The organism is Streptomyces niveiscabiei (assembly GCF_001419795.1).
Taxonomy (GTDB): domain Bacteria; phylum Actinomycetota; class Actinomycetes; order Streptomycetales; family Streptomycetaceae; genus Streptomyces; species Streptomyces niveiscabiei.
Genome location: NZ_LIRL01000152.1, coordinates 1 through 25,727 on the forward strand (window position 1 = coordinate 1; position 25,727 = coordinate 25,727).

24 protein-coding genes and 2 pseudogenes are annotated in these 25,727 nt (G+C 67.7%); 14 read left to right on the forward strand and 12 right to left on the reverse strand.

From position 1 onward, the window contains the following. From AOK24_RS52645 to AOK24_RS49165, 5 genes are all read right to left on the reverse strand, one after another. Positions 1-191: zinc finger domain-containing protein (locus tag AOK24_RS52645; RefSeq protein ID WP_420876657.1), on the reverse strand; the 191-nt coding region annotated here is incomplete at its 3' end. Beyond that, complete coding sequence (locus AOK24_RS08175) at positions 127-1,083, reverse strand: sigma-70 family RNA polymerase sigma factor (RefSeq protein WP_055719427.1); 957 nt, start codon at positions 1,081-1,083, stop codon at positions 127-129. The genes AOK24_RS52645 and AOK24_RS08175, both read right to left, overlap by 65 nt. A gap of 10 nt (positions 1,084-1,093) precedes the next feature. Next, on the reverse strand, positions 1,094-2,161 hold the full coding sequence (locus AOK24_RS08180; protein ID WP_206191161.1) for an ABC transporter permease: 1,068 nt from the start codon (positions 2,159-2,161) through the stop codon (positions 1,094-1,096). Between the two features lie 117 nt (positions 2,162-2,278). After that, positions 2,279-3,481, reverse strand: a complete 1,203-nt coding sequence (locus AOK24_RS08185) for an NAD(P)/FAD-dependent oxidoreductase (protein WP_055719378.1) — start codon at positions 3,479-3,481, stop codon at positions 2,279-2,281. A gap of 335 nt (positions 3,482-3,816) precedes the next feature. After that, a complete protein-coding gene (locus AOK24_RS49165; RefSeq protein ID WP_167376817.1) occupies positions 3,817-3,984 on the reverse strand; it encodes a hypothetical protein in 168 nt (55 codons plus the stop codon). Between the two features lie 210 nt (positions 3,985-4,194). Between AOK24_RS49165 and AOK24_RS08190 the strand changes: the two genes are divergently transcribed. Next, positions 4,195-4,896 carry a CBS domain-containing protein gene (locus AOK24_RS08190; RefSeq protein WP_055719379.1) on the forward strand — a complete coding sequence of 234 codons (702 nt, stop codon included), beginning with the start codon at positions 4,195-4,197 and terminating at the stop codon, positions 4,894-4,896. Positions 4,897-5,060: 164 nt separating this feature from the next. Here AOK24_RS08190 and AOK24_RS08195 read toward each other — a convergent pair whose 3' ends face one another. Continuing rightward, positions 5,061-6,752: a GAF domain-containing sensor histidine kinase gene (locus AOK24_RS08195; RefSeq protein WP_055719380.1), complete on the reverse strand. Its 1,692-nt coding sequence runs from the start codon at positions 6,750-6,752 to the stop codon at positions 5,061-5,063. A gap of 201 nt (positions 6,753-6,953) precedes the next feature. On the opposite strand from AOK24_RS08195, the gene AOK24_RS08200 reads away from it, so the two are divergent. Then, positions 6,954-7,295 carry a hypothetical protein gene (locus tag AOK24_RS08200; RefSeq protein WP_055719381.1) on the forward strand — a complete coding sequence of 114 codons (342 nt, stop codon included), beginning with the start codon at positions 6,954-6,956 and terminating at the stop codon, positions 7,293-7,295. Between the two features lie 125 nt (positions 7,296-7,420). Then, positions 7,421-7,876 carry a pyridoxamine 5'-phosphate oxidase family protein gene (locus AOK24_RS08205; RefSeq protein ID WP_055719382.1) on the forward strand — a complete coding sequence of 152 codons (456 nt, stop codon included), beginning with the start codon at positions 7,421-7,423 and terminating at the stop codon, positions 7,874-7,876. Between the two features lie 256 nt (positions 7,877-8,132). Here the strand turns inward: AOK24_RS08205 and AOK24_RS08210 are convergent, their stop codons facing one another. Both AOK24_RS08210 and AOK24_RS52650 read right to left on the reverse strand, forming a co-directional pair. Further along, complete coding sequence (locus AOK24_RS08210; protein WP_420876659.1) at positions 8,133-8,333, reverse strand: hypothetical protein; 201 nt, start codon at positions 8,331-8,333, stop codon at positions 8,133-8,135. Positions 8,334-8,362: 29 nt separating this feature from the next. Continuing rightward, positions 8,363-8,512 (reverse strand): annotated as a pseudogene (locus AOK24_RS52650) (hypothetical protein); the annotation flags it as partial. Between the two features lie 311 nt (positions 8,513-8,823). On the opposite strand from AOK24_RS52650, the gene AOK24_RS08215 reads away from it, so the two are divergent. From AOK24_RS08215 to AOK24_RS52655, 4 genes and pseudogenes are all read left to right on the forward strand, one after another. Further along, positions 8,824-9,798 (forward strand): glycosyltransferase, encoded by a 975-nt coding sequence (locus AOK24_RS08215; RefSeq protein ID WP_079056715.1) that lies wholly within the window; start codon positions 8,824-8,826, stop codon positions 9,796-9,798. 10 nt (positions 9,799-9,808) lie between these two features. Next, on the forward strand, positions 9,809-11,137 hold the full coding sequence (locus AOK24_RS08220; RefSeq protein WP_055719384.1) for an aspartate aminotransferase family protein: 1,329 nt from the start codon (positions 9,809-9,811) through the stop codon (positions 11,135-11,137). 47 nt (positions 11,138-11,184) lie between these two features. Then, entirely contained in the window at positions 11,185-12,588 is a 1,404-nt protein-coding gene (locus tag AOK24_RS08225; RefSeq protein WP_055719385.1) for a class I adenylate-forming enzyme family protein, read from the forward strand. 94 nt (positions 12,589-12,682) lie between these two features. Continuing rightward, a pseudogene (locus AOK24_RS52655) lies at positions 12,683-12,781 on the forward strand (IS5/IS1182 family transposase); the annotation flags it as partial. A 76-nt stretch (positions 12,782-12,857) separates the two neighbouring features. On the opposite strand, the gene AOK24_RS08230 reads toward AOK24_RS52655, so the two are convergent. Together AOK24_RS08230 and AOK24_RS48365 are read right to left on the reverse strand one after the other, a co-directional pair. After that, complete coding sequence (locus tag AOK24_RS08230; protein ID WP_055719386.1) at positions 12,858-13,631, reverse strand: 4'-phosphopantetheinyl transferase family protein; 774 nt, start codon at positions 13,629-13,631, stop codon at positions 12,858-12,860. Further along, positions 13,628-14,272 carry a hypothetical protein gene (locus AOK24_RS48365; RefSeq protein WP_159051817.1) on the reverse strand — a complete coding sequence of 215 codons (645 nt, stop codon included), beginning with the start codon at positions 14,270-14,272 and terminating at the stop codon, positions 13,628-13,630. Before AOK24_RS48365 ends, AOK24_RS08230 begins: the two co-directional genes overlap by 4 nt. 91 nt (positions 14,273-14,363) lie before the next feature. On the opposite strand from AOK24_RS48365, the gene AOK24_RS08240 reads away from it, so the two are divergent. Beyond that, positions 14,364-15,449, forward strand: a complete 1,086-nt coding sequence (locus tag AOK24_RS08240; RefSeq protein WP_159051818.1) for a PIG-L deacetylase family protein — start codon at positions 14,364-14,366, stop codon at positions 15,447-15,449. Between the two features lie 10 nt (positions 15,450-15,459). After that, positions 15,460-16,155 (forward strand): alpha/beta fold hydrolase, encoded by a 696-nt coding sequence (locus AOK24_RS08245; protein ID WP_055719389.1) that lies wholly within the window; start codon positions 15,460-15,462, stop codon positions 16,153-16,155. A gap of 75 nt (positions 16,156-16,230) precedes the next feature. On the opposite strand, the gene AOK24_RS08250 is transcribed toward AOK24_RS08245, so the two are convergent. Continuing rightward, on the reverse strand, positions 16,231-17,250 hold the full coding sequence (locus AOK24_RS08250; protein WP_079056718.1) for a BtrH N-terminal domain-containing protein: 1,020 nt from the start codon (positions 17,248-17,250) through the stop codon (positions 16,231-16,233). An 835-nt stretch (positions 17,251-18,085) separates the two neighbouring features. Here AOK24_RS08250 and AOK24_RS08255 point away from each other — a divergent pair. From AOK24_RS08255 to AOK24_RS08270, 4 genes are all read left to right on the forward strand, one after another. Next, positions 18,086-19,831 (forward strand): B12-binding domain-containing radical SAM protein, encoded by a 1,746-nt coding sequence (locus tag AOK24_RS08255; RefSeq protein ID WP_055719391.1) that lies wholly within the window; start codon positions 18,086-18,088, stop codon positions 19,829-19,831. Beyond that, positions 19,828-20,775 (forward strand): Gfo/Idh/MocA family protein, encoded by a 948-nt coding sequence (locus AOK24_RS08260; RefSeq protein WP_055719392.1) that lies wholly within the window; start codon positions 19,828-19,830, stop codon positions 20,773-20,775. The genes AOK24_RS08255 and AOK24_RS08260 overlap by 4 nt, the downstream gene beginning before the upstream one ends. Positions 20,776-20,975: 200 nt before the next feature. After that, entirely contained in the window at positions 20,976-22,400 is a 1,425-nt protein-coding gene (locus tag AOK24_RS08265) for a condensation domain-containing protein (RefSeq protein WP_055719393.1), read from the forward strand. Positions 22,401-22,448: 48 nt separating this feature from the next. Then, positions 22,449-22,733 (forward strand): phosphopantetheine-binding protein, encoded by a 285-nt coding sequence (locus AOK24_RS08270; RefSeq protein WP_055719394.1) that lies wholly within the window; start codon positions 22,449-22,451, stop codon positions 22,731-22,733. Positions 22,734-22,823: 90 nt separating this feature from the next. Here the strand turns inward: AOK24_RS08270 and AOK24_RS45535 are convergent, their stop codons facing one another. Next, positions 22,824-24,284, reverse strand: coding sequence for a condensation domain-containing protein (locus AOK24_RS45535; RefSeq protein ID WP_159051819.1), 1,461 nt, complete (start codon positions 24,282-24,284; stop codon positions 22,824-22,826). A gap of 348 nt (positions 24,285-24,632) precedes the next feature. Between AOK24_RS45535 and AOK24_RS45540 the strand changes: the two genes are divergently transcribed. Further along, positions 24,633-25,718, forward strand: coding sequence for a BtrH N-terminal domain-containing protein (locus tag AOK24_RS45540; protein WP_079056721.1), 1,086 nt, complete (start codon positions 24,633-24,635; stop codon positions 25,716-25,718). Positions 25,719-25,727: the final 9 nt, after the last annotated feature.

Genomic DNA, 25,727 nt, shown 5'->3' on the forward strand with positions numbered 1-25,727 from the left:
CATGCCGGGCCCGGCATGCTGAGCGCCTTGGCGAGGTGGGGCACGAGGCGGAAGCGGGCGGTGCGGTACTGGATGGCCACCTTGCCCTTGCCGGTCCGGCACGGGGAGCCCGCGGGGGCGGCCGGGTCACCACTGGGAGATGAGCGGCGCCTCCGGTTCCTGCTGCCGCCAGGCTTCAGCGAGACGGGCAAGGCGGTGGGGGGCGGCGATGCCGTGCATGGTTGCGATCTTGCCGTGGATGATGTCGAACATCGTGGAGCCGACGACCTGCTCGCCGAGCACGAAGAGAATGGCCGGGGCACCGTTGACGAGCGCGTAGTGGATGGCCGGCGTGCCACCAACCATCCGCCGCTTCGCTTCTGTGGGTTTCAAGCCGGCCCGTACGACGGCGGCGATGCGCTGCGGAGTGTCGTACCGCAGCAGCGTCGTGGCCAGGCCGCCGGCGCCGTCGGAGACCGCGGTCGCGTCGTCGGTGAGCAGTGCCACCAGCCGTTCGGTGCGGCCTGAGGTGGCGGCGGCGAGGAACTCCTCGACGATTCTGCGGGCGGATGCGGGGTCGGTTTCGGTACCGCCGCTGCGGACGGCGGTGATGCGGCGCCGGGCCCGGTGGAGGTGCTGCTGGCTCGCGGACTCGGTGATGTCGAGGATCTCGGCGACCTCGGCGTGGCCGTAGGCGAACGCCTCGCGCAGGACGTAGACGGCCCGTTCGACGGGGGACAGGCGCTCCATGAGCGTCAGCAGGGCAAGGGAGACCGATTCCCGCTGCTCGAACGTGTCGGCCGGGCCGAGCATCGGGTCGCCGTCGAGGAGCGGTTCGGGCAGCCAGGCACCGGCGATGCGTTCGCGGCGGGCCTGTGCCGAGCGAAGCCGGTCCAGGCACAGGTTGGTGACGACCTTGGTCAGCCACGCCTCCGGTACCTTGATCCGCTGCCGGTCCGCGGCCTGCCAGTGCAAGAACGCGTCCTGCACCGCGTCTTCGGCGTCGGTGGCGGAGCCCAGCAGCCGGTACGCCAGCGAGGCCAGCCGGCCGCGGCTGGCCTCGAACCGACTGGTGTCGAAGAGATCCGCGGCGGTGCTGTCCATGCGGGCCACCCTAGGACGCTCCGTTTCCCGTGGTGCGGACACCTCTGGCAGTCGGCAACTGCGCCGGCCGTGCTGCGGGGTCCGCGGCCGTGGCGGTGGAACGGCGGCGGAGGCTGCCGGCCAGGCACAGCACCGTGCCGAGCGCGAACCACGTCGCCAGGACGGTGACGGCGGCGCCGGCGCCGTGGCCGTCGAAGAAGGCGGTGGAGCGCAGCAGCCGGACGCCGGCCCCGGGCGGTAGCAGTTGGCCGAGGGCGCCGGACCAGCCGGGCAGCATCTCGGGTGCGGTCGCGGTGCCCGAGAGGGGGTTGCCCATGAGCATCATGGCGGCGGCGCCGAGGCCGAAGCCGGTGTACCCGAGCAGTGACTCGAGCCCCATGACGGTCAGTGAGGTGGCCGCGATGGTCAGGGCGACGGCGCCGGAGTTGGCCCAGTAGGGACCGTCGAGTGAGCCGAGCCAGAACTGCAGGATCGCTGCTGCGGCAAGTCCGCCGGTGAGAGCGAAGGAGAGTGCTCCGGTGACGCGGTGGACGCTGCCGTGGACGAGCCTGGTCAGCAGCAGGACGGCGAGCAGGCCGCCCATGACCAGCGGGAGGGCTCCGGCGGCCAGTCCGGCGCCGCGCGGGTCGTCGGCCGGCAGCGGTACGAGGTCGCGGGCGGCGGCAGCGGTGCCGGATCCCTGGGCCTGGCTGAGGCCGGTCGCGAGGGTGTTCAGGGTCTGGGCGACGGCGGTGCTTCCGGCCGATGCGGTGATGATCTGTGGGGTGCCGGAGCTCAGGTCGATCGCCCCGTACACCTTGCGGTCGCGGATCAACTGTTCGGCGGCGGCGGTGTCGGCGACCTCGGTGACCTTGAAGCCGCCGGGAGACCGTCGGTCGAGTACGGGAGTGATCCGCTTGACGGCGGCAGCGGGCCCGGCGACAGCGATCGGCACGTCATGCACCGATGAGCGTACCGACGGCCAGGCGAAGGCGGTGAGCAGCAGGCTGATGGTCACCGTGAGCAAGGCGACCGCCCCGACCACCGCTGGCCAGGGGGAGGGCGGCGCGTCGGCTGCGGTCGCGGCCTGAGCGGACATGGCTTCTCCTTCGGAGGAGGGAGTTCAGCACCGGGGAGCGGGGTTTCGGATCCGACGCCGGAACACGGCCCGAGCCCCGGTGGATTGCCGTATTGACCAAGGGGGTGGAGGGCGCGGCTACGCGATCGCCTTCTCGGCGGGGGACGCGTCCGGCGCGGCGGCCAGGTGGTGCTTGCGCTTGGGCAGGCCGAAGGTCGGGTGCTCGGTGGCCCACAGGGACATCCTGACGATGCCCGCCTTGATCCGTGCGGCCTTCCGGCCACCCATGTACGTGGGCTTCGCCTGCCCCTGCTCGTCGACCATCTGGAGGATCCCGTCCCGCCGCCCGAGGCTGATGTGGTTCCCGACGTACTCCAGCTTGGAGTTGGCGATCTCGCGCCCGGTCAGGCGTCCCACGATCGCGTCCGTGGCCTGACGGCCGGTGTACCCGGCCGAGGCGCAGGACATCGGCAGCGGCCGGCCGTTGTCGCCGATGGCGTAGGTGCTGTCGCCGGCGGCGTAGACGTTCGGGTGCGAGACCGACCGCATGGTGCGGTCGACGACGATCCGGCCGTCCTCGGTGACCTCCAGTCCGCTCGCGGTGGCGATGGGGCTGACCGCGAACCCGGCCGTCCACACGGTGGCGTCGGAGGCCAGGGCGGTGCCGTCGGCGCACAGCACCCGCGCCGTTTCGACGGCTTCGACGCTGGTGTGTTCCAAGACGGTGATGCGCAGCCGGTCGCAGGTCCGGCGCAGGTGGCCGCGGGCTCCGGCGGAGAGCGGGGCGCCCAGCTCGCCGCGTGCGACCAGTGTCACCGACAGGCCGGGCCGGGATTCGGCGATCTCGGTGGCGGTCTCGATGCCGGTCAGCCCGTCGCCGACGACCAGGACGCTCCCACCTGCGTCCCGCCTGCTCAGGCTGTCCAGGCGCTCGCGCAGGCGCAGCGCGGAGGGCCGGGTGGCGACGTCGAAGGCGTGCTCGGCCACGCCAGGGACGTTGTGGTCCGCGCCGTGACTGCCGAGCGCGTAGAGGAGCGTGTCGTAGCCGAGCTCGCCGCCGCCGTCGGTATCGGCCACGGCGACGACCTGGCGCTCGGGGTCGACGGCGGTGACACGGGCCCGGCGCAGCCGTACCGCTGTGCCCGCGAAGACGTCGGCGAGCTGCGGGGCCTCGATGTCCTGGCCGGCCGCGAGCTGGTGCAGCCGCAGCCGCTGGACGAAGTCCGGCTCGGCGTTGACCACGGTGATCTCGGTGTCCGCGGGCGACAGCCGACGGGCCAGGGTCCCGGCCACGTAGGCCCCGGCGTAGCCGGCGCCGAGGACGACGATGCGGTGCTTCATGTCTCGCTCCTGTCGGTTCGCTTGCCTCTGGTGACTTGAGCGGGACAGCGACCCGATTCCTGACAGGAGCCAGATGTGACGTGGGTCACGGAGCGGTGCCGGCAGATGTGCGGGCGCGCGACACGACGACAACCGGCCCCAGGCCGGCCCTGGTTCGCGGCCGTGGTGGGCGTCGACGGTTCGGAGGAGTCCCCGGCCGCCCTGTACCGGGCGGCCGGGCAGGCCCGTCTGCTGCACGCGTCCTTGAGGACAGCCTCCTCAAGACACTCGGCGAACGCGTCGGCATCGCCGTACAACCCGTCCTGCACAGGGACGAGGGCGCTCGGACCGGGGTGTCAGCGGTGTGCGGGAGTACGGGGGAGCCGAGGCCGCCGCGGGGGCCGGTGGCGCAGCCGGACGACGAGCGCATCCAGTGCCGCGCTCAGCACGACCGTCACCACGATCGCCATGGCCAGCAGGATCGCGAAGCGCTCCCAGAACTCCGGTGTGAGACTCGTGCCCACTGTCCTCACCCTTCCTCGGCGGGTCCCTTCCCCCTGTGCTTCCAGTCAACGTCCGCGCCGTGCCCGGCGCAGGGGGCGAACGGCCCGCGCACCGGCCCCGCCGGGCAGGGCCGTACGGCCCGTCGCCGGGACCGAGCGGCCCGTGGCCCGCGCGAGACGCCCGCCCCCACGCTGGAGGCGACAGGACAGGTCACGACCGCGGAGGACCCCATGGACACCGGCCCGTACACCGTTCGCGACGTGATGACCCGCACGGTGGTCGCCGTCGGCCGGGAGACCCTCTTCAAGGACGTCGTCACGCTGATGGAGCGGTGGCAGGTCGACGCCGTCCCCGTCCTGGAGGGCGACGGCAGGGTCATCGGTGTCGTCTCCGAAGCCGACCTGCTGCCCAAGGAGGAGTTCCGCGACCGCGTCCCCGACCGCGCTGTCCGGCGAGAGCGGCTCACCGACCTGGCGAAGGCCGGCGCGCTGACCGCCGGGGAGTCGATGAGCGCGCCCGCCGTGACCGTGCACGCCGACGCCACCGTGCCGGAGGCCGCGCGCATCATGGCCCGCCGCCAGGTCAAGCGGCTGTACGTCATCGACGCCGAGGGCTACCTCGAAGGCGTCGTCAGCCGCGCCGACCTGCTGAAGGTGTTCCTGCGGGAAGACCGCGAACTCGCCGCGGAGGTAAGGCAGTCGATCGCCGAGATCGCCGGCGACCGGATCGGGGTCGAGGCCGTCGACGGCGTCGTCACCCTGACCGGGAGCGCCGCCGACAGCACCTCGCTGGACGCGGCCGGACGGCTGGCGCGGACCGTCGAGGGCGTGGTCGACGTCCGCTGCCGCCTCGAACCGGCCGCGCACCCGTGCGGCTGTGGTGATCCTCTCGCTCCGAGGGGCAGCCGGACGCTGCGCGCGAACGTGCCGTAGCGGAACTCCGTACGGTGTCCCTCGGCGCGCAGCACGTACGCGCCGTCCGCCAGGTGTTCCTTGACGCGGATGCCGTGCGCATGCGTTTCCTCCTCTCTGTGGCTGTCAACTTCAGGGTGACGCGCGAGAGTTGGAGAAGCAGTGAGCCGGTCGGCCCCGGCGCGCTACGGAGCGGCCACCGGCACCCGCCACACCAGCGTCGTACCGCCTCCGTCGGGACAGTCCCACTCCAGCCGGCCGCCCAGCTCCAGCGCACGCTCCTCCATGTTGAGCAACCCGCTGCGCCGTCCCTCGGCCGGGATGCCGTCGCCGTCGTCATGGACGGTCAGGGTCAGCTCGCGGCCGTCCGTCGTGAGGGTCACCTCCGCCGCATCCGCGTGGGCGTGCCGGGCGACGTTCGTCAGGGCCTCGGAGAGAACCGCGACGACATGGTCGGCGATCTCCTTCGGTACGTCCGTGTCGATGAGACCCTCCATGCGGAAACTCGGCGCGAACCCGAGCGAGAGGGCCGCCTCGCCGACGACGCGGACCGCGCGGGCCCGCAGTCCGGTACCGGAGACGCCCTCCCGCGCCCGCAGCCCGAAGATCGTCGAACGGATGATCTTGATGGTCTCGTCGAGGTCGTCCACCGCGCGCAGCACCCGCTCGGACGCCTCCGAGTGCTCGATGAAGCGACCCGCGCTCTGCAACGTCATCCCCGTCGCGAACAGCCGCTGGATCGCCAGGTCGTGGAGGTCACGGGCGATGCGGTCACGGTCCTTGAGCACCGCGATCTCCTCGGCGTCCCGGCGCCGCTCCGCCAGCTCCATCGCGATGGCCGCCTGCGCGGCGAACACCTGGAGCGGCTCGATCTCCTTCCCGGTGAACGGCACCCGTCCCGCCTCGCGCACCAGCAGCAGCACACCGCGCACCCCGTCGTCGCCGGTCCCGACCGGCACGGCCACGGACGGACCGAGGGAGGGCACGAGAGACAGCCGCTCGTCGCTCGTGACGGCACTCCTACGAGTGAACGCCGTACCGACCAGGCCCCCCTCGGTGGACAGCACCAGACCGCGCAGCGCGTCCGCCTCCTGACCGATCGCCAGCTCCACCGTGAACGACCCGGTGTCCTCCATCGGCATCGCGACGACGGCCAGCGCCGCACCCGTGATGTCCCTCGCCCGCTCGGCGATCAGACCCAGCACCGCCGTCCGGCCGTCGCCCGACATCAGCCGGTGCGTGATCTCCGTGTTCGCGCCCAGCCACCGCTCCCGAAGCCGCGACTCCGCGTACAGGCGGGCGTTGTCGATCGCCACCCCCGCCGCGACCGCGAGGGTCGCCGTCACCGAGACGTCCTCCTCGTCGAACAGGACCCCGCCGCGCTTCTCCGTGAGGTACAGGTTGCCGAACACCTGGTCGCGCACCCGGATCGGGACGCCGAGGAACGTGTTCATCGGCGGGTGGTGCGGCGGGAAGCCGTACGACGCCGGATGATCGGAGATCTTCGCCAGCCGCAGCGGCTCGGGGTGGCGGATCAGCTCACCCAGGATGCCGTGCCCCTCCGGGTACGGGCCGATCTCCGCGATCTGCTCGGCACTGATGCCCACTGTGTGGAACGCCGACAGCCGCTTGCCGTCGGGACCGATCACGCCGAGCGCGGCGTACTCGGCGTCCACCAGCACCGCCGCCGCCTCCACGATGCTCCGCAACGCCTGCTCCAGATCCAGCTCCCGGCCGACCGACAGCACCGCCTCCAGCAGGCTGTGCACCCGGTCCCGGGTCCCCCTCGCCGCGTCCAGCCGCACCTGCAACTCGTCCAGCAGTTCGTCCAGCCGCAGCTGAGGCAGCCGTACCCGGGCCTCCTCGGCACTTCCCACCCGCACTCCTCGGCAACTCCGCGTCCCGGCCTTTCCGGTGAGGCCCAAAGTAGCGGCCGGGACAGGGCCCGGACACCGAGAACGGGCCAAGTCCTCCGCCAGGGCCGACCGGCCCTCGGATCGGGACCGGACAGCACCTGCCGCGCGCACACCCGCCGTACGAGGCTGGACCCGTCGCACGAGCGGAAGGACGTGAGGCACATGGCGGCACACGGGGCCGTACGGGTCAGAGCGCAGGGCGAGGTCGGCGAGGACGAGGTCACCCGGCTCCTCGCCAAGCTCGACGCGGCCTGCGGACGTCTCGGTCTGGCCGCCGAGGGCGCGCTGACCGTGGTCAGGGCACAGGCCCGCCACATCCGGCGGCCCTGGTGCGCCACGGCCCGGCTCCTGGTGCACGGCACGGTCCTCGTCGTCCACGCGGAGGAGGCCACCGCGCGGGAACTCGCCGACCGGCTGGAGGACCGGGTCCTCGCGCGCGCCGGACAGGCCGCCCACCGCCGGACGCACACGCCACCGCCCTGGCGCACGGCCCCCGGGACATGAAGGGCCGACCGGTCCCCGAGCCGGGACCTTTCCGGCGGGACAGTGGAGACAGGAGCGGCACCCGCCCCCGTGGTGCCGCTCCGCCCGTACGACCGAACACCGCCACCGCCGCACAGAAACTCACCATGACCGACGACCCCACCCACACCCCGACCCCGGTCCCCGCGCGCAGAAGCGTCGAACTCGACAGCGCCGAGGCGCTGCGGCTGCTGGGCAGCGTCTCCCTCGGACGCGTCGTCTTCACCCGGCAGGCCCTGCCGACCATCCGGCCGGTCAACCACGTCGTCGTCGACGGCGCCCTCGTCATCCGCACCCACGAACACGCCGCCCTCACCCTGCACGCCACCCACACCGACGCCAACGGCGTCGTCGTCGCCTACGAGGCCGACGACATCGACCCCCGCACCCACCTCGGCTGGAGCGTCGTCGTCACCGGCTACGCCCACCTCGTCACGGACCCGTCCGAACTCGCCCTGTACGACACGCTGTTGCGTCCCTGGGCCGACCGGACCATGGAACACGCGGTACGCATCCTTCCGGCGCTGGTGACGGGGGTCCGCCTCGTGGCCGACGACCTGTGATCGGCCATGCGGCATGACGGTGGCTTGCGGGGAACGGTTCATGCTGACGAGGCGAGCCCCGGTGGACAGCCGGTGGACAGACGCCTTTGGACGGTGCATCACGGGGTGGCACGGGTCAACCTGTCGGATGTGCTCTGATCAGGCAAAACGTCACCATGCAGCACAATGAGGCACCCCGCAACATGATCGCTCATGGTCTCGTAATGCGTAGGTCTCTGAGTCTCAGAGCGAAGGGGCTGTTCGATCCCGGCTGCGGTCAGGTGAGCCCGGCCCGCTTGTCCGGACGCCGCCGCGTCCACAACTGCCCGCTCAAACCCATGTCGCAGGGCCGGTGATCGAGGACCGCCTGCCGCACAGCGGCCTGCCCGGCCTCCCCGAGCACCTGATGCACCCCGCCCGGCTTGCCACGCGGCTGCACGACCAGCGCCTCCCGCCGCCGGCCTGCCACTTTGCCCACCACCCGTCGATGGCCTTCAGTGACACCCCGAAGACTGCCGCCACCTCCTCACGCTCCCGCCCCGCCACCAACGCGGCCACCACCCGCAACCGCAGAGCCTCCTGCACCGACGGCGACAGATACCGCGCGTCCCCCACCAGATCGCTCACACACCAACAACGCCCCAGAACCCGAACCATTTCGGATCAATATGAGAGTTGAGGAACCTGGTGTGCCGCGTCGGAAAGGAGAGGTGAAAGTGGCTGGGGTGTTTTCGTGTCTCCGGGGCTTCGTGCTGTCGAAGTATTGCTATCTGCCGCGGAGTTGAGTGGGTTGACCCGGGGACCGCACCGCCGCCCGAGCGGTGGATGAATGAACCGTCCCGGCTCCACCGCCCATCCCCGCGCCGGCAGGCGAGTCACCGTCAACTGCAGGGCCTCCACCGCGGCCCTCGAGCCCGGAAAGCCAACAGCCCCTCAAAAGGCAAGGTCAGGGGCATCACCGGTGGCTGATGGAGAGAGGCGCGGTATACAGTAATGCCGATCTTCTGACATGGGGTGCAGCTAATGCTTGTCGCATCGGGGTTGACATAGTGACATCGACTGACAAACCGGCAGTCAGTGTCGTGGTACCCAGCGTCGGCCGCCCCACCCGCCTCTTCCTCACCCTGTCCGCGCTGTGCCGGCAGATAACCTCGGATCAGTTCGAGGTCATAGTTGTGGACGACAGCGCCGACCGCCGCACCATCGCCGATGTGACGGATTCGCTCGACCGGCCACTTCCCCTGCGCACCATCCACACCGGCGGATTGGGGGCGGCGAGCGCGCGTAACGCCGGAGCGCGAGCGGCGCGCGGACAGCTCCTTCTCTTCCTCGACGACGACACCGTGGCCGACGATCTCGTGATCGAACGGCACATACTGGCCCATAGCCGGAACGAGGTCACCGTCGCGCACGGAGTCGTCATCGACCTCACTGCCTTCACCTCCGCCGCAGAGCCAGTGCCACCGGCCCGCCGCCTGACCGGCCTGCGGGACAGGCATCTCGAGCTGGAAGATCTCGGAAACCTCCCACTCGCGGCGCGACGGCTGGGTCCACGCCGATCATTCATCGAGCGGACCGCACAGGCCGTGGTGGCCGACGATCGGTACGAGTCGCTGCGCTGGCTGCTGTGCATCGGCACCAACACCAGCATGCCGCGGGCACTGTTCGAGAAAGTGAATGGCTTCGACACGCACTACGACCGTCGATGGGGTGGCGAAGACCTCGAGCTCGGGCTGCGCCTCATGGCGGCCGGCGCCCAGTTCACGTCGATCGACGCGACGGCGTACCACCTGCCGCTGGCCAGGGGAGACGTCAGTCAAGTGCTGCCTGCGTTCTGGCGTACCGTTGCCGAGCGCCAGGGTCGGCCGCCACTTGCGATGGTCGGCGACTTCCTCTGCGGAGACATTCCACTCGAGACCCTCGCGGCACATCTGAGTACATAGGAGGCCCACTTTGAACGACCGCCAAACCGAGCAAATCACCAACGAAGAGACCTACCGCAGGATCTCCGCGGTGGTCGCCGGCGGGGTGAGCAGCACGATGCGCGCGGTGGCGATCCCCCGCCCGCTGGTGGTGCGGCGTGCCGAAGGCTGTCAGCTGTGGGACGTCGAGGGCAACATGCTCATCGATCTCAACATGGGCTACGGTCCACACTTGTTCGGCTACGCGGATCACGAGGTGCTCGACGATGTCGCCGAGCAGTTCCGCAATGGCCATATGACGGGGTTTCCCCATGAGCTCGACTACAGGGCCGGTGAACTCATCACCGAACTCATGCCGTCGATCGAGCAGGTCCGATTCGCCAACTCGGGTACCGAAGCCATCACTTCGGCCATCCGCCTGGCCCGCGCCACGACTGAGCGGCCCCTGTTGCTGACGTTCGAGGGGCACTACCACGGGTGGAGCGAAACGGTGCTGCGGGCCGGAAAGCTCGGCTCCGAGCCGGCCCGCCAGGGCGACGGCCCGCCCGCCCCCGGCGCGCTCGGCATGATTCCAGAGGCGCTGAACAGCACCCTGCAGATACCGTGGAACGACCCCGACGCCCTGGAAGAGGTCTTCGCCAGCCATGGCGACCGGATCGCCGCCGTCATCGCCGAGCCGGTCATGGGCAATTCAGGGGTGGTCCTTCCCCTGCCGGGCTACCTCGGCCAGCTGCGCGAAATCACCAGGCGCCATGGCAGCATCCTGATCTTCGACGAGGTCATCACCGGATTCCGGGTGGCACTCGGTGGTGCCCAGCAGCGGTACGAGGTGACGCCGGATCTGACGATCCTGTCCAAGGTCCTCGGCGGCGGAATACCGGTCGCAGCGTTCGGCGGCAGCCGCGAGGTGATGGCGCTGCTTGCCGAGAACAAGGCACTGCACGCCGGCGTATACGCGGGCAATCACGCGTCGGTCCGCGCGGTGGTCAGCACGCTGGAGAAGATTCGCCGGCGGCCGCAGGTGTATGCGGACCTCGAAGCCCTCGGAGAGTACGCACAGGGCCAGATCCACGAGGCGTTCGCCGCCGAGGACCGGCACGTGCTCGTGCAGCGCGCCGGCAGCCTCATGTCGGTCGCGTTGCTGACCCGTCCGGTCGATCCTTCCGCCCCACTGCGGGAGGTAAGGGCGGCGATCGACTTCGACGGTCACCGCCAGCTGCAGATGGCCGCGCAGACGCTCGGCCTCTACTTCCACCCCAACCCGCTCGAGCCGTGGTTCCTGAGCACCGCGCACACTCACGACGACCTCGCCAAGGTGGTCGCCACGCTGCGACTGGCGCTGTCGGGCCTGCGCCGGTGAACGCGACTCCGTCCAACAGCGGACCGGATGGCGCCCGCCTGGCTGCCATGGTGTGCGCACGGGCGGACCAGCACGGCGAGCGGATGCTCATCGACGACGGCGTACACGCCGCCACCGGCGCCGAAGTCGCCGCGCTCATACAGTCCAAGACGGATGCGTACCGGCGGGCGGGTGTTCAGGAGGCCCAGCGCGTCGGCGCCGTGGCGTGGCCGCCACTGGAGTTCATCACCGATGTCTTCGCGGTCCTGGGACTGGGAGCGGTCGTGGTTCCGCTGCCGCGCCGGGTGAGCCCGTGGGAGCTGGACCGCCTGGATGCGGTGGCCAGCCTGACCCACCTCGCCGCCGCCGAAGACTCTCCGCTTCGTCTGGGCCAGGTCCGGGCCTCGATCGGACCTCGGCGGCTCAGTTCCTGTGCCCAGCACACCGTCGTGGACAACCACGGCGCGGCCAGCGGGCAGCTCACGTCGGGAACCACCGGGCGGCAGCGACTGGCGCTGCGTCCGGCCGACGCACTGGCCGTGGAGGCAGAAGCCTACTCAGCCGTGCTCGGCCTGACGCCGGATGAGACGATCCTCTGCCCGGTCCCGCTCCATCACGCGTACGGCTTCGGGTTGTGCGTCCTCGCCGCAACACTGTCGGGGACGCCAGTCCGGTACGTCCCGGCCGACCGGCCCCGCTCGCTGCTCAATCACATGGATGCCGCCGGTGCCTGCCTGGTGCCGCTGGTGCCGCCCATGCTGCGAGTGCTCGCCAAGGCGTCGAGGGCGCGTTCGGGCGCAAGCGAGGCCCGGTTGATGACGGCTGGTATGCCGGTCGACCAACGCACCGCCGAGATGGTGGACACGGCACTGCGGGCCCGGCTGGGACAGGTCTACGGGACGACCGAGACCGGGCCCATCTGCGTGACCGCACCTACCTCGCCGGATGTCGTGCTTCGCTCACTCGGCCCGACACTGCCGGGTGTGGCGGTCCGGCTGGCGCCGGACCCGTCCGCCGATGGGGCGGCAGCCGCGCCGGACACCGGCCTGGTCACGGTCTCCTCCCCGATGGCGATGCTGGGGTATGCCGACGGGGCCGGACTCGATACCGACGCCGTCACCGGACCGGGATTCGTTACCGGAGACCTCGGCCGGATCACCCAGGACGGGCTGGTGTTGGTGGGGAGAGTTTCCAACTGCATCAACGTCGCGGGCGCGAAGGTGAGCCCCGAGGAGATCGAGGCGGTCATTCTCGGGTTTCCCGCAGTCCGCTCCTGTCTGGTGCACGGTGTGACCGATGAATATCTTGGGCAGCGAATAAACGCGATCGTCACGCCGGACTCCGTCGACCTGGTCGAGCTGGAGCGTCACTGTGCCGAGCGGCTCTCGCCACCTCGTCTTCCGCACGTCTTCAAGGCGGTATCGACGCTCGCGACGACCGAGATGGGAAAGGTCATCCGGCTCAGCGGATAAAGGATCTCTCACCGAACCTCTTCCATCCTGCTCCGCAGGATGAAATGGGCTGGTCGAAAGGCTTGGTGACGAGACAGGGCCCCTCATCGTCGGCGTGGTGATCTCACTCACCACAGCGGCAACCCGAGGGGCCCTGTCGGCTCCGTATCGAGCCGTGCTCGATGTCCCGCACGAACTCGTCGAGCACGTGTCGACGGTGGCGGAACTGCGCTGAGGCCCGCTCGATCAATGTACGAGAGCCGCTCCGTGAGTGAGTCAGAGCCCCCCGCCTATGCCACGGCCCTCTTCTCACTCTCAACGCGCTGACGCAGGACAGGGCCTGCGTCCCTTTCCAGGAGCATGACGTCTTCGCTTCCGCTGAGACAGACCGTCGCGGGATGCAGCCCGCCGACCAGCGTATCGATCAGGCGCAGGTCGCGGGGCAGGTCGGGCTGGTCCGGCCACCCGAGGACCTCGGGGTCCCGCTCGGGGGCGGAGACCTCCAAGCGGTGGAGCGGAACGTGCAGACCTGTACCCCAGGACTTCAGCACGGCCTCCTTGCGCGTCCAGTAGCGCAGGAACGCCTGAGGTCGTTCGGCAGGCGGCCGGCCGAACAGGTCGGCCCGTTCGGTCTCCGACAGGACTCTCGAAGCAAGGACCTCCAGGTTCCGCATGCGGCCGGTCTCCTCGACGTCCAGGCCGACCTCGGCACCCTGGCCGAAGGCCACGCCGACCGTGTCGCCGCTGTGCGTGACGGAGAAGCGGAGGTCGGTGTCGGGGGAGGTCGCCGGGAGGTCGAGAACCACCTTGCCGTGCGGCCCTCCACAGCGTGGGCAGACCCGCTTCAGGGGCACATCGCCGGGCGGCATACCGAGCCGGTCGCCGAGACCGATACGGATCATGGAGCAACCCAGCAGGAACCGTCGTCTGTCGCCGGAGTCGAGGGTGGCCTCGTATCTCGCCCGCTCCACGGGGTCGAGCATCCCGACAAGCCCATCGTGTCCGTCGGCGAGGCGGGCCCACCAGGTCTCTACGACGCGCGGACGGCTGCCGGGTTCCGTCACGGATTGCTCTTCAGGCGGACTTCACCGACCAGCCGGAAGCCCATGTGCGGCACCTTGAGGATCTGGGCGCCCGAGCCGACCTCGCGGAACCGCTTCTGCAGGGCCTGGACGAGGTCGCGGGGATCCTCGCCGGCAAGACGCATCAGCTCAGGACGGGGAACGATCGTCGACCTGCGGGTGCTCAGGGCACGCAGGGCCTTCCCCTCGGCAGGGGAGAGTTGGACGGTGGCGGACGGCGTGGCGAGTACATCGGACGGGTCGAGGTCCAGGACCTGGGTCGACTGCGGGGCTGCGACATCGCGCAGATACGTCAGGAAGGAGGTCAGCCGGGAGGTGCCGAGCGGTTCGGACATGGCGAAGCTGGACCCGGAGTGAAACGCCGTCAGCATGTCTCCGGGCGTGGGCGCGTGATGCACGGTCACGACATAGGCGCCGGTACGACTGATGTCCTCGGCGGACAGGGGCTCGGGCAGAGGTGTGGTCGAAGAGACGAACGCGCCCAGCAGATCCTCGCGGAGCACGAGTGGCTCTCCCCGCTCGGCCTCCACCGAAGGGCACTCCAGCGGCAGTCCGGTGCGGTCACATGCCTCGCGCAATGAGGCGAGGTCGTCCTCGGTGAGCGCCCAGGCGAGTACGTACATGTTGATCCAACCCTTCCCGATGTGCCGGAGAGGGCCACGCCACACTCCTCCGATCATCATTTCATGCGGGTGTCGTGCCATACTCCTGCCCATGTCACAGCCTCCCGCCATGTCCCTGTCCAGGCGGTTGCCGAAGGCCCTTGCGCTGACCGACAGGCCCACGAGGCTGCCGCACATGGAACTCGGCGACTCGACTGCGCGCTTCCTCGGCGGTGAGGTCGACCCGGCGGCGTTTCCCTCCTCCGCGGCGGACCTGTGGTCCGGATGCGACGGCACCCGTCCCCTCGAGTCCTGGGGCCCCGCAGACCGTGAGCTGATCGGCCGCTGGCATGCGGCGGGACTCGTGGTCGCCGCTCCGTCGCCGCGGCCGGCGTCCGCCTTCTCCTTGACGTTCGTCTCGCCCCATCCGGATGACGCACAACTGGCGCTGGGCAGCACGGTGTTCCGTTTCGGGGGACGCGTGGTCGATGTGTTCTCCCACGAGACCTGGACACGCGTCCCGTACTACCAGGACCGTCCGGAGCTCGCCTCCCGTCTGCTGATCGAGGAAGAACGGGTGGCCTGTCACGTGCTCGGTGCGGACCTCACCCTGCTGGGGCACCTGGACGGCGCCAACCGCCCTGCGTGGCGTGAGGGATTCCTGCTGGGCGCGGATGCCGCGGACGAAGTCCGGAGCACGGAACCGGAGCTCTTCGAGCGGATCACGGACGACCTGGACCGCGAACTTTCCGACGGCTCCCTCGTTCTGGCACCGCTTGCCGTCGGCGGTCACGTCGACCATCTCTTGGTTCGCGAGGCAGTCTGTGAACTGGTGGCGAACAAGTCCGTGGAGCCGGAACGGGTGGTGTTCTACGAGGACATGCCCTACTCCCTGTTCACCGACGCCGTGGTCGACACCGGCCGGCTGTCCGAGCGCCTGGGAGGGCCTGCCCTCACCCCTGTACTCATTCCGGGCTCACCCCAGTCCGCCGAAGCCAAACGTGAGTCGTTGTGGCCGTACCGTCTCCAGGTCCTGGAGACGGTGGCGAACCGCATCGGCCGCTACGGCCGCAACCTCATGGAGGCGGATCCGACGGCCGGGTTCGCCGAGCGCGTCTGGGTATCGGCGGACTCCGCCAGAGCCGTACGGGAGCTCGCTGCCGCGGCCCGCGAGGATCTCAGCAGTCCGGCTGAGTAGGGTCCACAGGATGCGCCTGCACACGGCGACTTGGGGAGACGGGGGGCGAGTGGCCCTCCTCGTCCACGGGCTCATGGCCGACCACCGTACCTGGCACGAGGTGGGCCCCGTACTGGCGGACAGAGGCTACCGCGTCGTCGCCGTCGACCTACGAGGGCACGGACGCAGCGGTCGCGGCGGGTACGCGCCGGAGCTCTTCGCGGAGGACCTGGCAGAGACGTTGCCCGCAGGTGCCGAGCTCGCGCTGGGGCATTCGCTGGGCGCCCTCGCCCTCGCCCTCGCCGTGGAGAGGCTGAGGCCCTCACGCGTCGTCTATTCCGAGCCCGCGTGGCGGCTCGGGGGGCCGCACGGCACGCTCGACCCCGCGGCCTTCGCCTTGTTCAAGCGTGCCCCCCGGTCCCTGGTCAGGAGTTTCCGGCCGGACTGGGACGCCGAGCGCGTGACGGAGGAGACACGTGCGCTGGAGGCGTGGGACGAGAAGACCGCGCACGCACTGAGCTCTTACCGCATGACGGATCACACCCCCAAGGCACCTCTCGTCCCCTCTCTCGTACAGCTGTCGGATCCCAGCACGCTCGTCAGCTCCGAAATGCGGGAGGAGATGGTGTGCCGGGGATTCGAGGTACGCACCGTGCGCGGCGCGAGCCACACCATCCACCGGGATCACCTCGACGAGTTCCTGCGGTCGCTGACTGGCTGGCTGTGACGGAGCCCTTGTGGTCCGCCGCCACCCGTCCCGCGATCCGCAGGGTCTGGGTCGACGGCGGCTGCCGCAAGCACGTCATCGACCTGACTTCCTCGGGCGATACGTCTGCTGATGCCCCATGGCTTTCCTGATGGATTCGTTCCAGTCCGCTTCCAGGACCGCAGCCTCCTCCAGGAGATCAGATATACGCAGCACGGCGCTGACGCCCGTGCGGAAACGCAGGAAGAAGTAGTTCCTGGTCCTTTCCCAGTGGCGGGACAGGTCGTCCGCTGCGTCGGCGCCTTCGGTCAGCCCTGGAACGCCGGCCGCGGCGGCGGCCCGCAGGAACCGGGCATTGAGGGCTCGTTGACTGGCGAGCTCCCCGAACCAGGCGCTGACCTCGATCATCCCGGCGGGGCTCAGGGTGGCGTGCGCTTCCGGGTCAGTGCGCAGCTGCCCGGCACACGTCCGCAGCGCCGTCGTGCCGGAGAGCGTCGCGGCCGGTTCGGTGTTCTGCACGATGGCGGCGTGGGCTGAGGTCGCGTACGACGGCCGATCGCCGGGGGATCCGGAAGAGACGCGTATCGTGCGATTACGCCAGTCCGGATCGCCCCTGCGCCCCTCGGCGAGTGCTTCCGACGACATGGCCGACAGCAGCTCCGGGGCGCTGATGACACCCTCGAACAGCGACCCCCGATAACGATCAGTGATCGCAAATTCCGTCCCCTCGTCCGAATGGACGACGATGCGGTGCGCGTGGTGCTGGAGGCGATAGTTGGAGCTGTGCGGGAGGTGGAACGCGTCCACGAGGACGATCACCGGCTCGTTGCGCCCGAGCCGCTCTCGCAGGTATTTTTCGACCGCGTTCGTGTCCTGGTGCTGAATGAGTTCGGAATTGATTCCGTACCAGTCGAGGAGCGTCTCCTCGAACGACCGCCGATGGAAGGCGAACCGCTCCACCGGCCATTCGATTTCCGGTAGTTCAACGGGGTGGTAGCCCCAGTCGGCCCCCAGCGCGCTCGGGTCATACCCGAGCGTCACCAATACGTTTCCGTACGTAGCCGTGATGCAGTCCAGCGAGGTGAATTCACCTCTACGGACAGACAGATCACTCACGGTTCCCTTCCCTTCCCTACCCTTGACCCGCGGGTGGCATCAACATAGGCCAAGATCGCCTGACAGGTGCCGCATCACACCAATCCGACGGGCTTGGAGGAACTCCAACAGGAGCTCCGCGGATTCGGGGAAACTCACGCGCATAATCTGAACGCCGCCCAACTGTCGACCAGTTGACGCAAAAGGCCTCAGCAGCGCAGAACAGACGGAGATCGCGCTCCCCGGGAATTCCCGGCAATGGCTGCTCTGCGGGACTGCCCGCCACCCGTCTCCCCCCGTCTCCACCATGGAGCGCCTTCAAGATAACTCGCTCCAGGACGGGCCTCGCCAGGGGGTGGCACCGTCATCGGCACGACGAATTTCCGGCGCTCTGCCATGAACATTCCGCCGGCCTCAAGAGGCGTTCTCAGCAGGCGACTTCGACCCTGTCAGCGATCTTGGGGTTCCCTCGCCCGTGAGCAACGAGAACAAACCCGCACACTCCGGGAGCATTGGCGGCAGGTCGGACATGCAGGCCGCACAGGTAGTCTAACGGGTGCGCGCGAGGCTCGCGGCGGGGGGAAAGCCGGGGCCGACCCGGCCGTGACCTGGCCGAACTTCCCCTGGAACGACAAGGGATCTATGCTGGCCGCGGAGGCCGCCTGAGGGTCTGGATGCGTCACAACACCATGATCAGCAGGTGGCCTCGCCCATGCTCCGTCATCCCCACCGGCCGTGCCCGTCCCCTCAGATCACGAAGTCCAAGTGAATACCCGGCCGTTCGGGCTGAACGGCTCCTACATACGATCCAAGTCCGCTTTACGCGGGGCAATTTCCGGGAAGGTTCGAACTTTCAATGACGGACGTTGTTCTACTGACTCCACGCGAGATAGCCACCGGAACAGCCAGCCTGAACAACCAGAACGTGATGATTACCGACGAGGAGTACGTCACGCTCGACCCGGCCCTGCGGATCTTCTACGAGAAGGTGCGGGAGAACCTGGGGCTCGCTTGCATCACCGGGTATCTCCGCAATGCCGGTTACTCCGTCAAGTCGCTGAACCTGCACGGTCGCACCCCCAGCGATGAGGCCATCATCGACCTGATTCGCCGGGAACGTCCCCGCTTCATCGGCATCAGCATCATGTACGACCTGCACATCATCGATGCGATCCGGCTGATCAGGTGCGCGCGGATCGCCCACCCCGAGGCGCTCGTCGCCATCGGCGGAGCCTTCTGCACATACAACGCCAAGCTGATCGCCGAGCAGGTACCCGAGGCCGACTGTGTCGCCTTCGGGGAGGGGGAACTGACCCTGGTCGGCATCATGGACCGGCTGTCGGCCGGGGTCGACTGGCGGCAGACGCCAGGCCTCTACTACCGCGACGGCGACCGCATACGCACCAGTGGCATGCCGGTGCTGCCCGATCTCTCCCAAATGGTCTGGCCGGCGCGCGACCTGCTGGAGGCGCACCGGGCCGCAGGGATCCCGACGCCGGTGGCTTCTACGTTCACCAGCCGAGGCTGCCACGCCAAGTGCACCTTCTGCTACGCGCCCCGCCAGCCCGGAGTGGTGGACGGCTTCTGGCGCATGCGCCCGCCCGGCGACGTCGTCGACGAAATCGAGTACCTACAGCGTGAGTTCGGCACCCGATTCATCTGGTTCAACGACGACAACTTCGGCGGAGCGTTCAGCAATGGATTTGCGCATGCCGTCGAATTTGCCGAGACGGTGCTCCAGCGAGGCCTGAAGTTCCAGTTCCATTGCGAATTTCGAGTCGACTCGGGGCTCATCGACCACGAAGCTCTGGACCTGCTGCACCGCGCCGGTCTGGCGTCGGCGCTTCTGGGTATCGAATCGGGCTCGCCCGGAATGCTGCGGCGCTTCAAGAAGGGCACCACGGTCTCGTACAACCTCGATGCCGCCCGGATGTTCAAGCGCAAGGGACTGGGCCTCGACCCCGGCTGGATCATGATCGAGCCGAAGACGAGCCTCGACGAACTCTGGGAGAACTTGGGGTTCATCGTCGCCGCCGGCATCCACAAGACGGACAACCCGTTCTTCCTCATCAACCGAGCCATCGCGCTTCGCGGCACGGAGATGTACGACAAGATCGAGGAGCCGCTGATCCCGGCGGACATCGAAGGCCTGGAAGGCGCGGCCTTCGAAATTCTGCGTACCGCACGGCGTGACTACCAGGTGCCGGACCCACGGGTCGAGGCGCTGTGGGCTGCCTGGAGCCTGATCGGTGAGGAGATCAGTGACCGGAAGGAAAACGTTCTTCCGTTCGTCGCGCAGAAGATCGCCCTCGCCGCCCGTCTCCTGCGCGGTACCACCCAAGAGAGCCCCCGAGGTCTGCTCAGCCGGCTGCGTGCCTGGCGTAACGGCCTGCCTGAGCTGTTCCTCACCTTCATCAACTACGGCCTGGTCCTCGCCGACGGCAACCCGCCGAACTTCGAGCAGCGATTGGTGACCGATCTGAGGAAGCTCCTGTCGGACTACGACACCCAACATCTCGGCTCCTCCTTCGAGGACTTCACCACCCATGTGCAAGAGGTCTGCCGGACTGCTGATCTCGTCCCGGGAAGGGCGGGCCGATGAGTCTGAGGTACGGAGTGGTCGGATGTGGCCGGGTCTTCCAGCGCTACCACCTGCCGGTCGTCACGGCGGATGAGGACGTCACTCTGGTGGCGGCCTTCGACCCGGACGTGGACAGTGCCCGCACCGTTCTCGGGGCGGCGGCGGAGGGCGTTCTCGTCACCGCGGACCTGGAGGAGTTCCTCACGGTCGGCCGGCCCGACCTGGTGGCGGTGTGCAGCCCCAACGACGCCCACGTGGCGCCCGCGCTGGCGGCGCTGGAGGCCGGGGCCCAGGTGCTGTGTGAGAAGCCGCTGGCGGCTGACGTGACCGACGCGCGTCGGCTCGCACGGGCGGACTCGCACGGGCGACTAGCCGTCAACCTGCCCTACCGCTTCCACGAGTTGGTGCCATCATTCGTCAAGGCTCTCCCAGAGGGGCCTTATGAGATCACCCTCACCTTCACCACCGCGGGGCAGCGGCTGTGGCGGCCCGTGACGAACTGGTACACAGATGCCGCGCGGGCGGGCGGTGGGGCACTTCTGGACCTTGGGTCACATGCCCTCGACCTGCTGACCGCCGTCTTCGGCAAGCCACGGCCCGTCGCCTGCCAGGTGGACCGGCTCGGGGCCGAGGAGCGGGTGGTCGCCAAGCTGGAGTTCGCCGGCACGCCCGCCACGGTACGGATCGACCGGGCGAGCCGAGCCCTGGCCCTGCGGTTGGAAGCAGTCGGCGCCGACGGCGAGTCGGTCGTCCTCGACGTGAAGCGGGGGGAGGTCCGCACCTCTTCGGGCGTGATCGTGGCTGAGAGCCGACAGCCCGAGCTGGCAGCCATCCGGGGATTCCTCGACCATGCGGCAGGCCGGACGGACGGCCGTGTCGTCACGGCGGCCGAGGCGCTGGACCTGCAGGAAACCATCGCGTCGCTATACGGTCACGCGGAGTGCGTTCAGGAACTGGCGTTCTGAGAGCTCGTAGCGTTGGCCGTACGGCGGTCATGCGCTGGAGCGGCTCGTCGCGTCGACGGCCGGGCCGACTACCGGCCCCAGCTTCCTGGCTGGTGTGCGTCGGGGCCAACACCTCTACGCCACGCGCCCTTTCGCAGCGGCGGGGGGAGCCCGGAGCGATATCTGGAGAGACCGCACACCCTGGAAGGACGCATCACCCCATGACCACGTACTCTCGAGCGGCGGCGGCGACGCACGGCTCGACCAGAACAGCTGATCCGGGCATTCTGCCGGCCTCCTCGCGGCAGGACTGGTGCTGGCACTGGATGCGCAGCCACACGGAGGACTCCACGCCGCTGGAGATTCCGCACGTCTTGCTGTTGCGCGGGCCTCTCGACGTCGGGGCTCTCAGGGATGCGCTCGCCGAGATCGAGATGCGACATGAGGCCCTGCGGATGCGCCTGGCCGGTCATGCGGGGGCCGCTGCCGACGCCACCTGGCCGGGACAGCGGCTGTTGCCGGCGCCGAGCGACCTGAATGTGCTGTCGGCCGGCTCCGAAGATGGGCAGCCCGAGGTGCTGCACACGGTGGCCCAGCGGCTGGACCTGACGGACCGTATGATCCGTCACACGCTGGTGTCAGCGGCCCACGGGGAACATCACCTGGTGACGCAGTTCCACCACCTGGCCGTCGACGCCATGAGCCACGATCTCTTCCAGCAGCAGCTCGCCGCCGCCTACGCCGCACGGATCGGCGCGGGCGGTGGACCTTCCGCCGACAAACTCGTGCCGTTCAGTTACGTGGACATGATCCAGCGGGAGCAGTCCGCTCAGGTTCGCGCTGATCACCGGAGTCGAGCGGCCGACCTGGCCCGTGCTGTGCAGGCGCACGGCGCGGAGCGGCCTCTGCCCGGCCGCGGCGGGGCCGAGATGTCCCTCGTTTCACGGTTCGCCGGTATCCCGCTGACGCTGTCCTCCGCGGACACCGAGAACCTGAACCAGTGGTGTCGTGAGCAACGCACCACCCCGCACAACGCCCTGCTGGCTCTGCTCGCCCGAGGCGTGGCCGACGTGTACGAGCGGGACCGGCTCGTCGCCTCGCTGTACATGCACGGCCGTACGACGCCTGCGTCGCGCCAGGCCATCGGCCTCATGTGCAATGTGCTGCCCGTACCGCTGGATCTCGGCTCCCGGGATCCCTCTGGTCTGGCCCGGCAGGTGGGTGAGCGGATACTGGAGACCTGGGGCGCGATCGACGTTCCGCTGAGTGTTGTGGCGGATGAGGCGGCGGTACGGACCGGCTCCGAGGCGTTCTACCGTGCGGGCCTGTCGCATCTGGAATTCCGGACGATCGGTGACGCGGGCCAAAGGAGGAGGAATACCGATGCACCGCTGCAGTTCGGTCCCGGACTCTCGGCACGGTATGTGACTCACGAGGCACCGGACCGGGGGATGCGATTCGCCACCAGGCGCCAGGCACTGCAGAGCGCACAGAGCCTTTACGCCACCGTGGACTTGGCGGGAAGCGCGATCACCGGTTCCCTCTGGTTCGACGAGCAATATCATGATGCGGAGCGGCTTGTTCACGTGGTGGACGCCTTCCACGCAGGCATTCGCGCTATCGGGACGGCACGACTCGGTGAGTGAGCTGCATGCACCTGTAATGCTCGACTCATCCACTTTGGAGAAAGCGTCATGACCCTGGCTTGGGAACCGCAGTTCGAATCCATGATGCGTCAATCGCTTCGCTTCCTGCCTCTCGAACAAGAACTGCGTCCAGACCTCAACCTGGCAACCGCCGGCTTGGACTCTCTCGCGACCATTGAGCTGCTGGAGTCGATTGAAGAGATATACGAGATCGAAATCCCCGATGCCTTGATCAAAGCAGAGACTTTCGCCACCCCGACCGCACTGTGGTCAACCATTGCCGACCTGTGCGAACAGCACGGGACTTCTCAACCACAGAGCCTGGATATCTGAATCGGACGGGTCCCGTCGCGCCCCCTGTATAACGGGCTGGTGGTCGCAGCTGCGACCACCAGCCCGTGCAGGTTCGGAAAGTCTCCGAGATCAGCCGATGACGCTACAGGCGCGAGTGTCGACATCCTCCACAATTTTTCGCAAAATCAATTCATATCGTTCCGCAAGTGCGGAAATGGTCTCACCCTTGTACAGGTCGGCGCTGTATTCGATATCACACCGCACGCCAGCCTGCTCCTGCGTGACCTTCAGTATCAGATCCGTAAGAATGGTTGGTCGGCTCGGGAGCCATTCCTTCGCTTCCACGTTCAGGCCTTGCAGTCCAAGTGGGAAACTCGGCTGATTCAGGCAGATGAAGTTTATGCGATGCGTGACGCCGGGCAGGCTTTCGGCATCTTCGGACTTCATGACATTGATGATCTGGGCCAGCGGGACATCTTGATGCGCAACTGCTTCCGCAAGAATGTTTGCAGTACGCTTCAGGAGATCTCTCAACGTCGCTTCTCCGGAAATTTGTGCGCGAAGAAGATGTGTATTGGTAAAGAAGCCGATACTGCCCGAAGTTGGAATGCGATTACGGTTGGCCATAGAGCTGCCAACAGCTATGTCTTCAGAACCAGTTTCATGGTGAATCAATAGCTGTAGTGCAAGGAGTGCCACTGCGGCGAATGTCACGCCCTCGCGCTGCACTACGTCAGACAGCGCATCGTTGAGTTTCCTGGGCAGATGGAACGTATGGCGTTGCGCTGCATGCAGCCCGGTTGAAGGCCTAGGGTGATCGTAGGGAAAAGTCACGCCATCCGGACAGCCGGCCAGTTGGCCGCGCCAGTAGTCGAGCATGGCTTCGGCGCCAGACTGTTCCAGCCACTCTCTTTGCCATTCAGCAAAGTCAGCGAACTGAAGCCGGACCGGTTGCAGCTCATTTGGGGACCCAGCGGAAAGGTGCTCGTAGTAAGACGCTATCTCGCGGCATAGAATCCCGCTTGACCAGCCATCAAATACAAGGTGATGAACAACGATCACCAAGATGTGCTCTTCGTTGCCGGCTCCAAAAAGAGTGAACCGGGCCAACACATCCTCGGAGAAGGAGAAAGGAGCCTCTGCCTCAGCCGTAACGGCATGCTCCACGGCATCCTCCCTCACACCTGCGGGAAGATGCGAGAGATCGACGATCCGCAGGGGTTCGGCTTGCGGTGGAACGATCCTCTGGATTACCCCGTGCGGCGCCTCTACCAGCATGGTACGCAGTGCATCATGCCGCTTTGTCACTGCGACAATGCTCTTGCACAGGGATGCGACGTCCAGCCTGCCGCTTATCCGGTAGGCATCAACAACGTTAAAGAAGGGATTTATCTCAGGGGCGCCAGCAATCTGATGGAAATGCCGCTCCTGTGCACGAGATGCTGGAGCTTCTTCTCGTGGACCCTTGGCTGGAATCGGCGGTTCTCGGCGGGATTGACGCGCGGAACGGATTGCGCTCCAGAATCCTGACTCGTCTGCAGCTTGCGCCACCCCGGTCGAGTCATCGCCTCGTTGATGGCCTGTTTCCACGATCCAGACTCCTACTGGTTGGCTGCGACGCATGCTGGTTTTGGAGCGTGCGGATCAACAGCCACCGGAGCCTGAAACGGCCCACGGCCGCCATTTATCCGTCTCGCGAGATGGCAGCCACACGATCGGGAGGCAGCCCCCATGCATGCGACAAGATCACGGGCACCCTAGCACCCTCTGTCAACGTCAACTTGGCGGCAGGCCGGCTCTGTAGACTGAGTAGGCACCAAATAACCAGTAGCTGCAGAGGGACTTGGCGCGCGCTATGCCGCGCTGGCAACGGGCGACACATTAAGGGAAGCTCCCTGCAACCACACGCCTGAGGCGTGCTGAAAGGAACGAGCCGAAGTGGCATTGCGTCAAGAAGAACCTTCTGTCGGCTTCACGTCGCTCGACTGCATCACCTCTACGTACGGCACCGTCCTGCGCAGTCTCGGCTATGACCCGGCTGCACTCGGAGAGTGCTGGGGATATCACCACGCACCAATGGTGGAGGCTGAATGGCCGATTGAACACCTTGAACTCAGACGGCGACCGATTGCGGATACGTTGCGATCTTGGTACGGCCTGGATATAGAGGTAGAGCGCCACCCCACTGTTCAACAGGCATGGCAGACCGCTCGTGGAATCCTGGACGCAGGGAGACTGGTCATCGTTCTAGTCGATGCGTTTCACTTGCCGTACAGCGGCCAATACCTTCGCGTCCACCATCCTCACCGCATTGTGATAACCGGCTACTCCGGCGCAGTTGTCGACGTCTTCGACGGCTATCAGGGGTCGCTCTTCGAAGGGCAGATAGACCTTTCCGATCTTCTCGCTGCCATGTCGGCAGAACAGCTCGCCGAGCAGCGCAGAGGCGACCCTGACTGGCGCAACTGGACCATTACCTTGCGCCCTGGGAAGGGCGCCCACGCAAAGTGGACGAAGGCGGTATTCAATTCCGCATTGAAGAGAAATCTTGATTTGTTTCTGAGCGGTGCGGAAGAGGGCGCACCGGCAGGCTGCACACGACTGCGTGATTGCATCGAAGAACTACGGTCCGCCCCTTCCTCATTTGCCGAACTCAGCCCCGTGGGAATGCTTGAGGTCACAGGCTGGTTCGGCGAGTTGGGGAGTCAGAGGTCACTGAACGCTCGGTTCTTGCGTGCGGCCGGCGAAGCGCTGTCGCTGCCGCGGCTGGGGGACTGCGCGGAGCAAGCGGAGGAACTCTCCAAGCGTTGGACGATGAAGAAGGTTTACGTATACATGCGCCTGCATCGCAGAGGTGCACAGGCGGTCAGTCACATCGCTGACCGGCTTGAGGAGACCGCAGAACTGGAGGTTCTCTGGTCTGAGGATGTGCGGCACGTTCTGCATGCCACCCACCTCAACAAGGCGGAACCGTCTGACCGGTGCTCACCTGGTCCTGTTACCGTAGCGCGCCGGATGAGATGAGATGTTCTC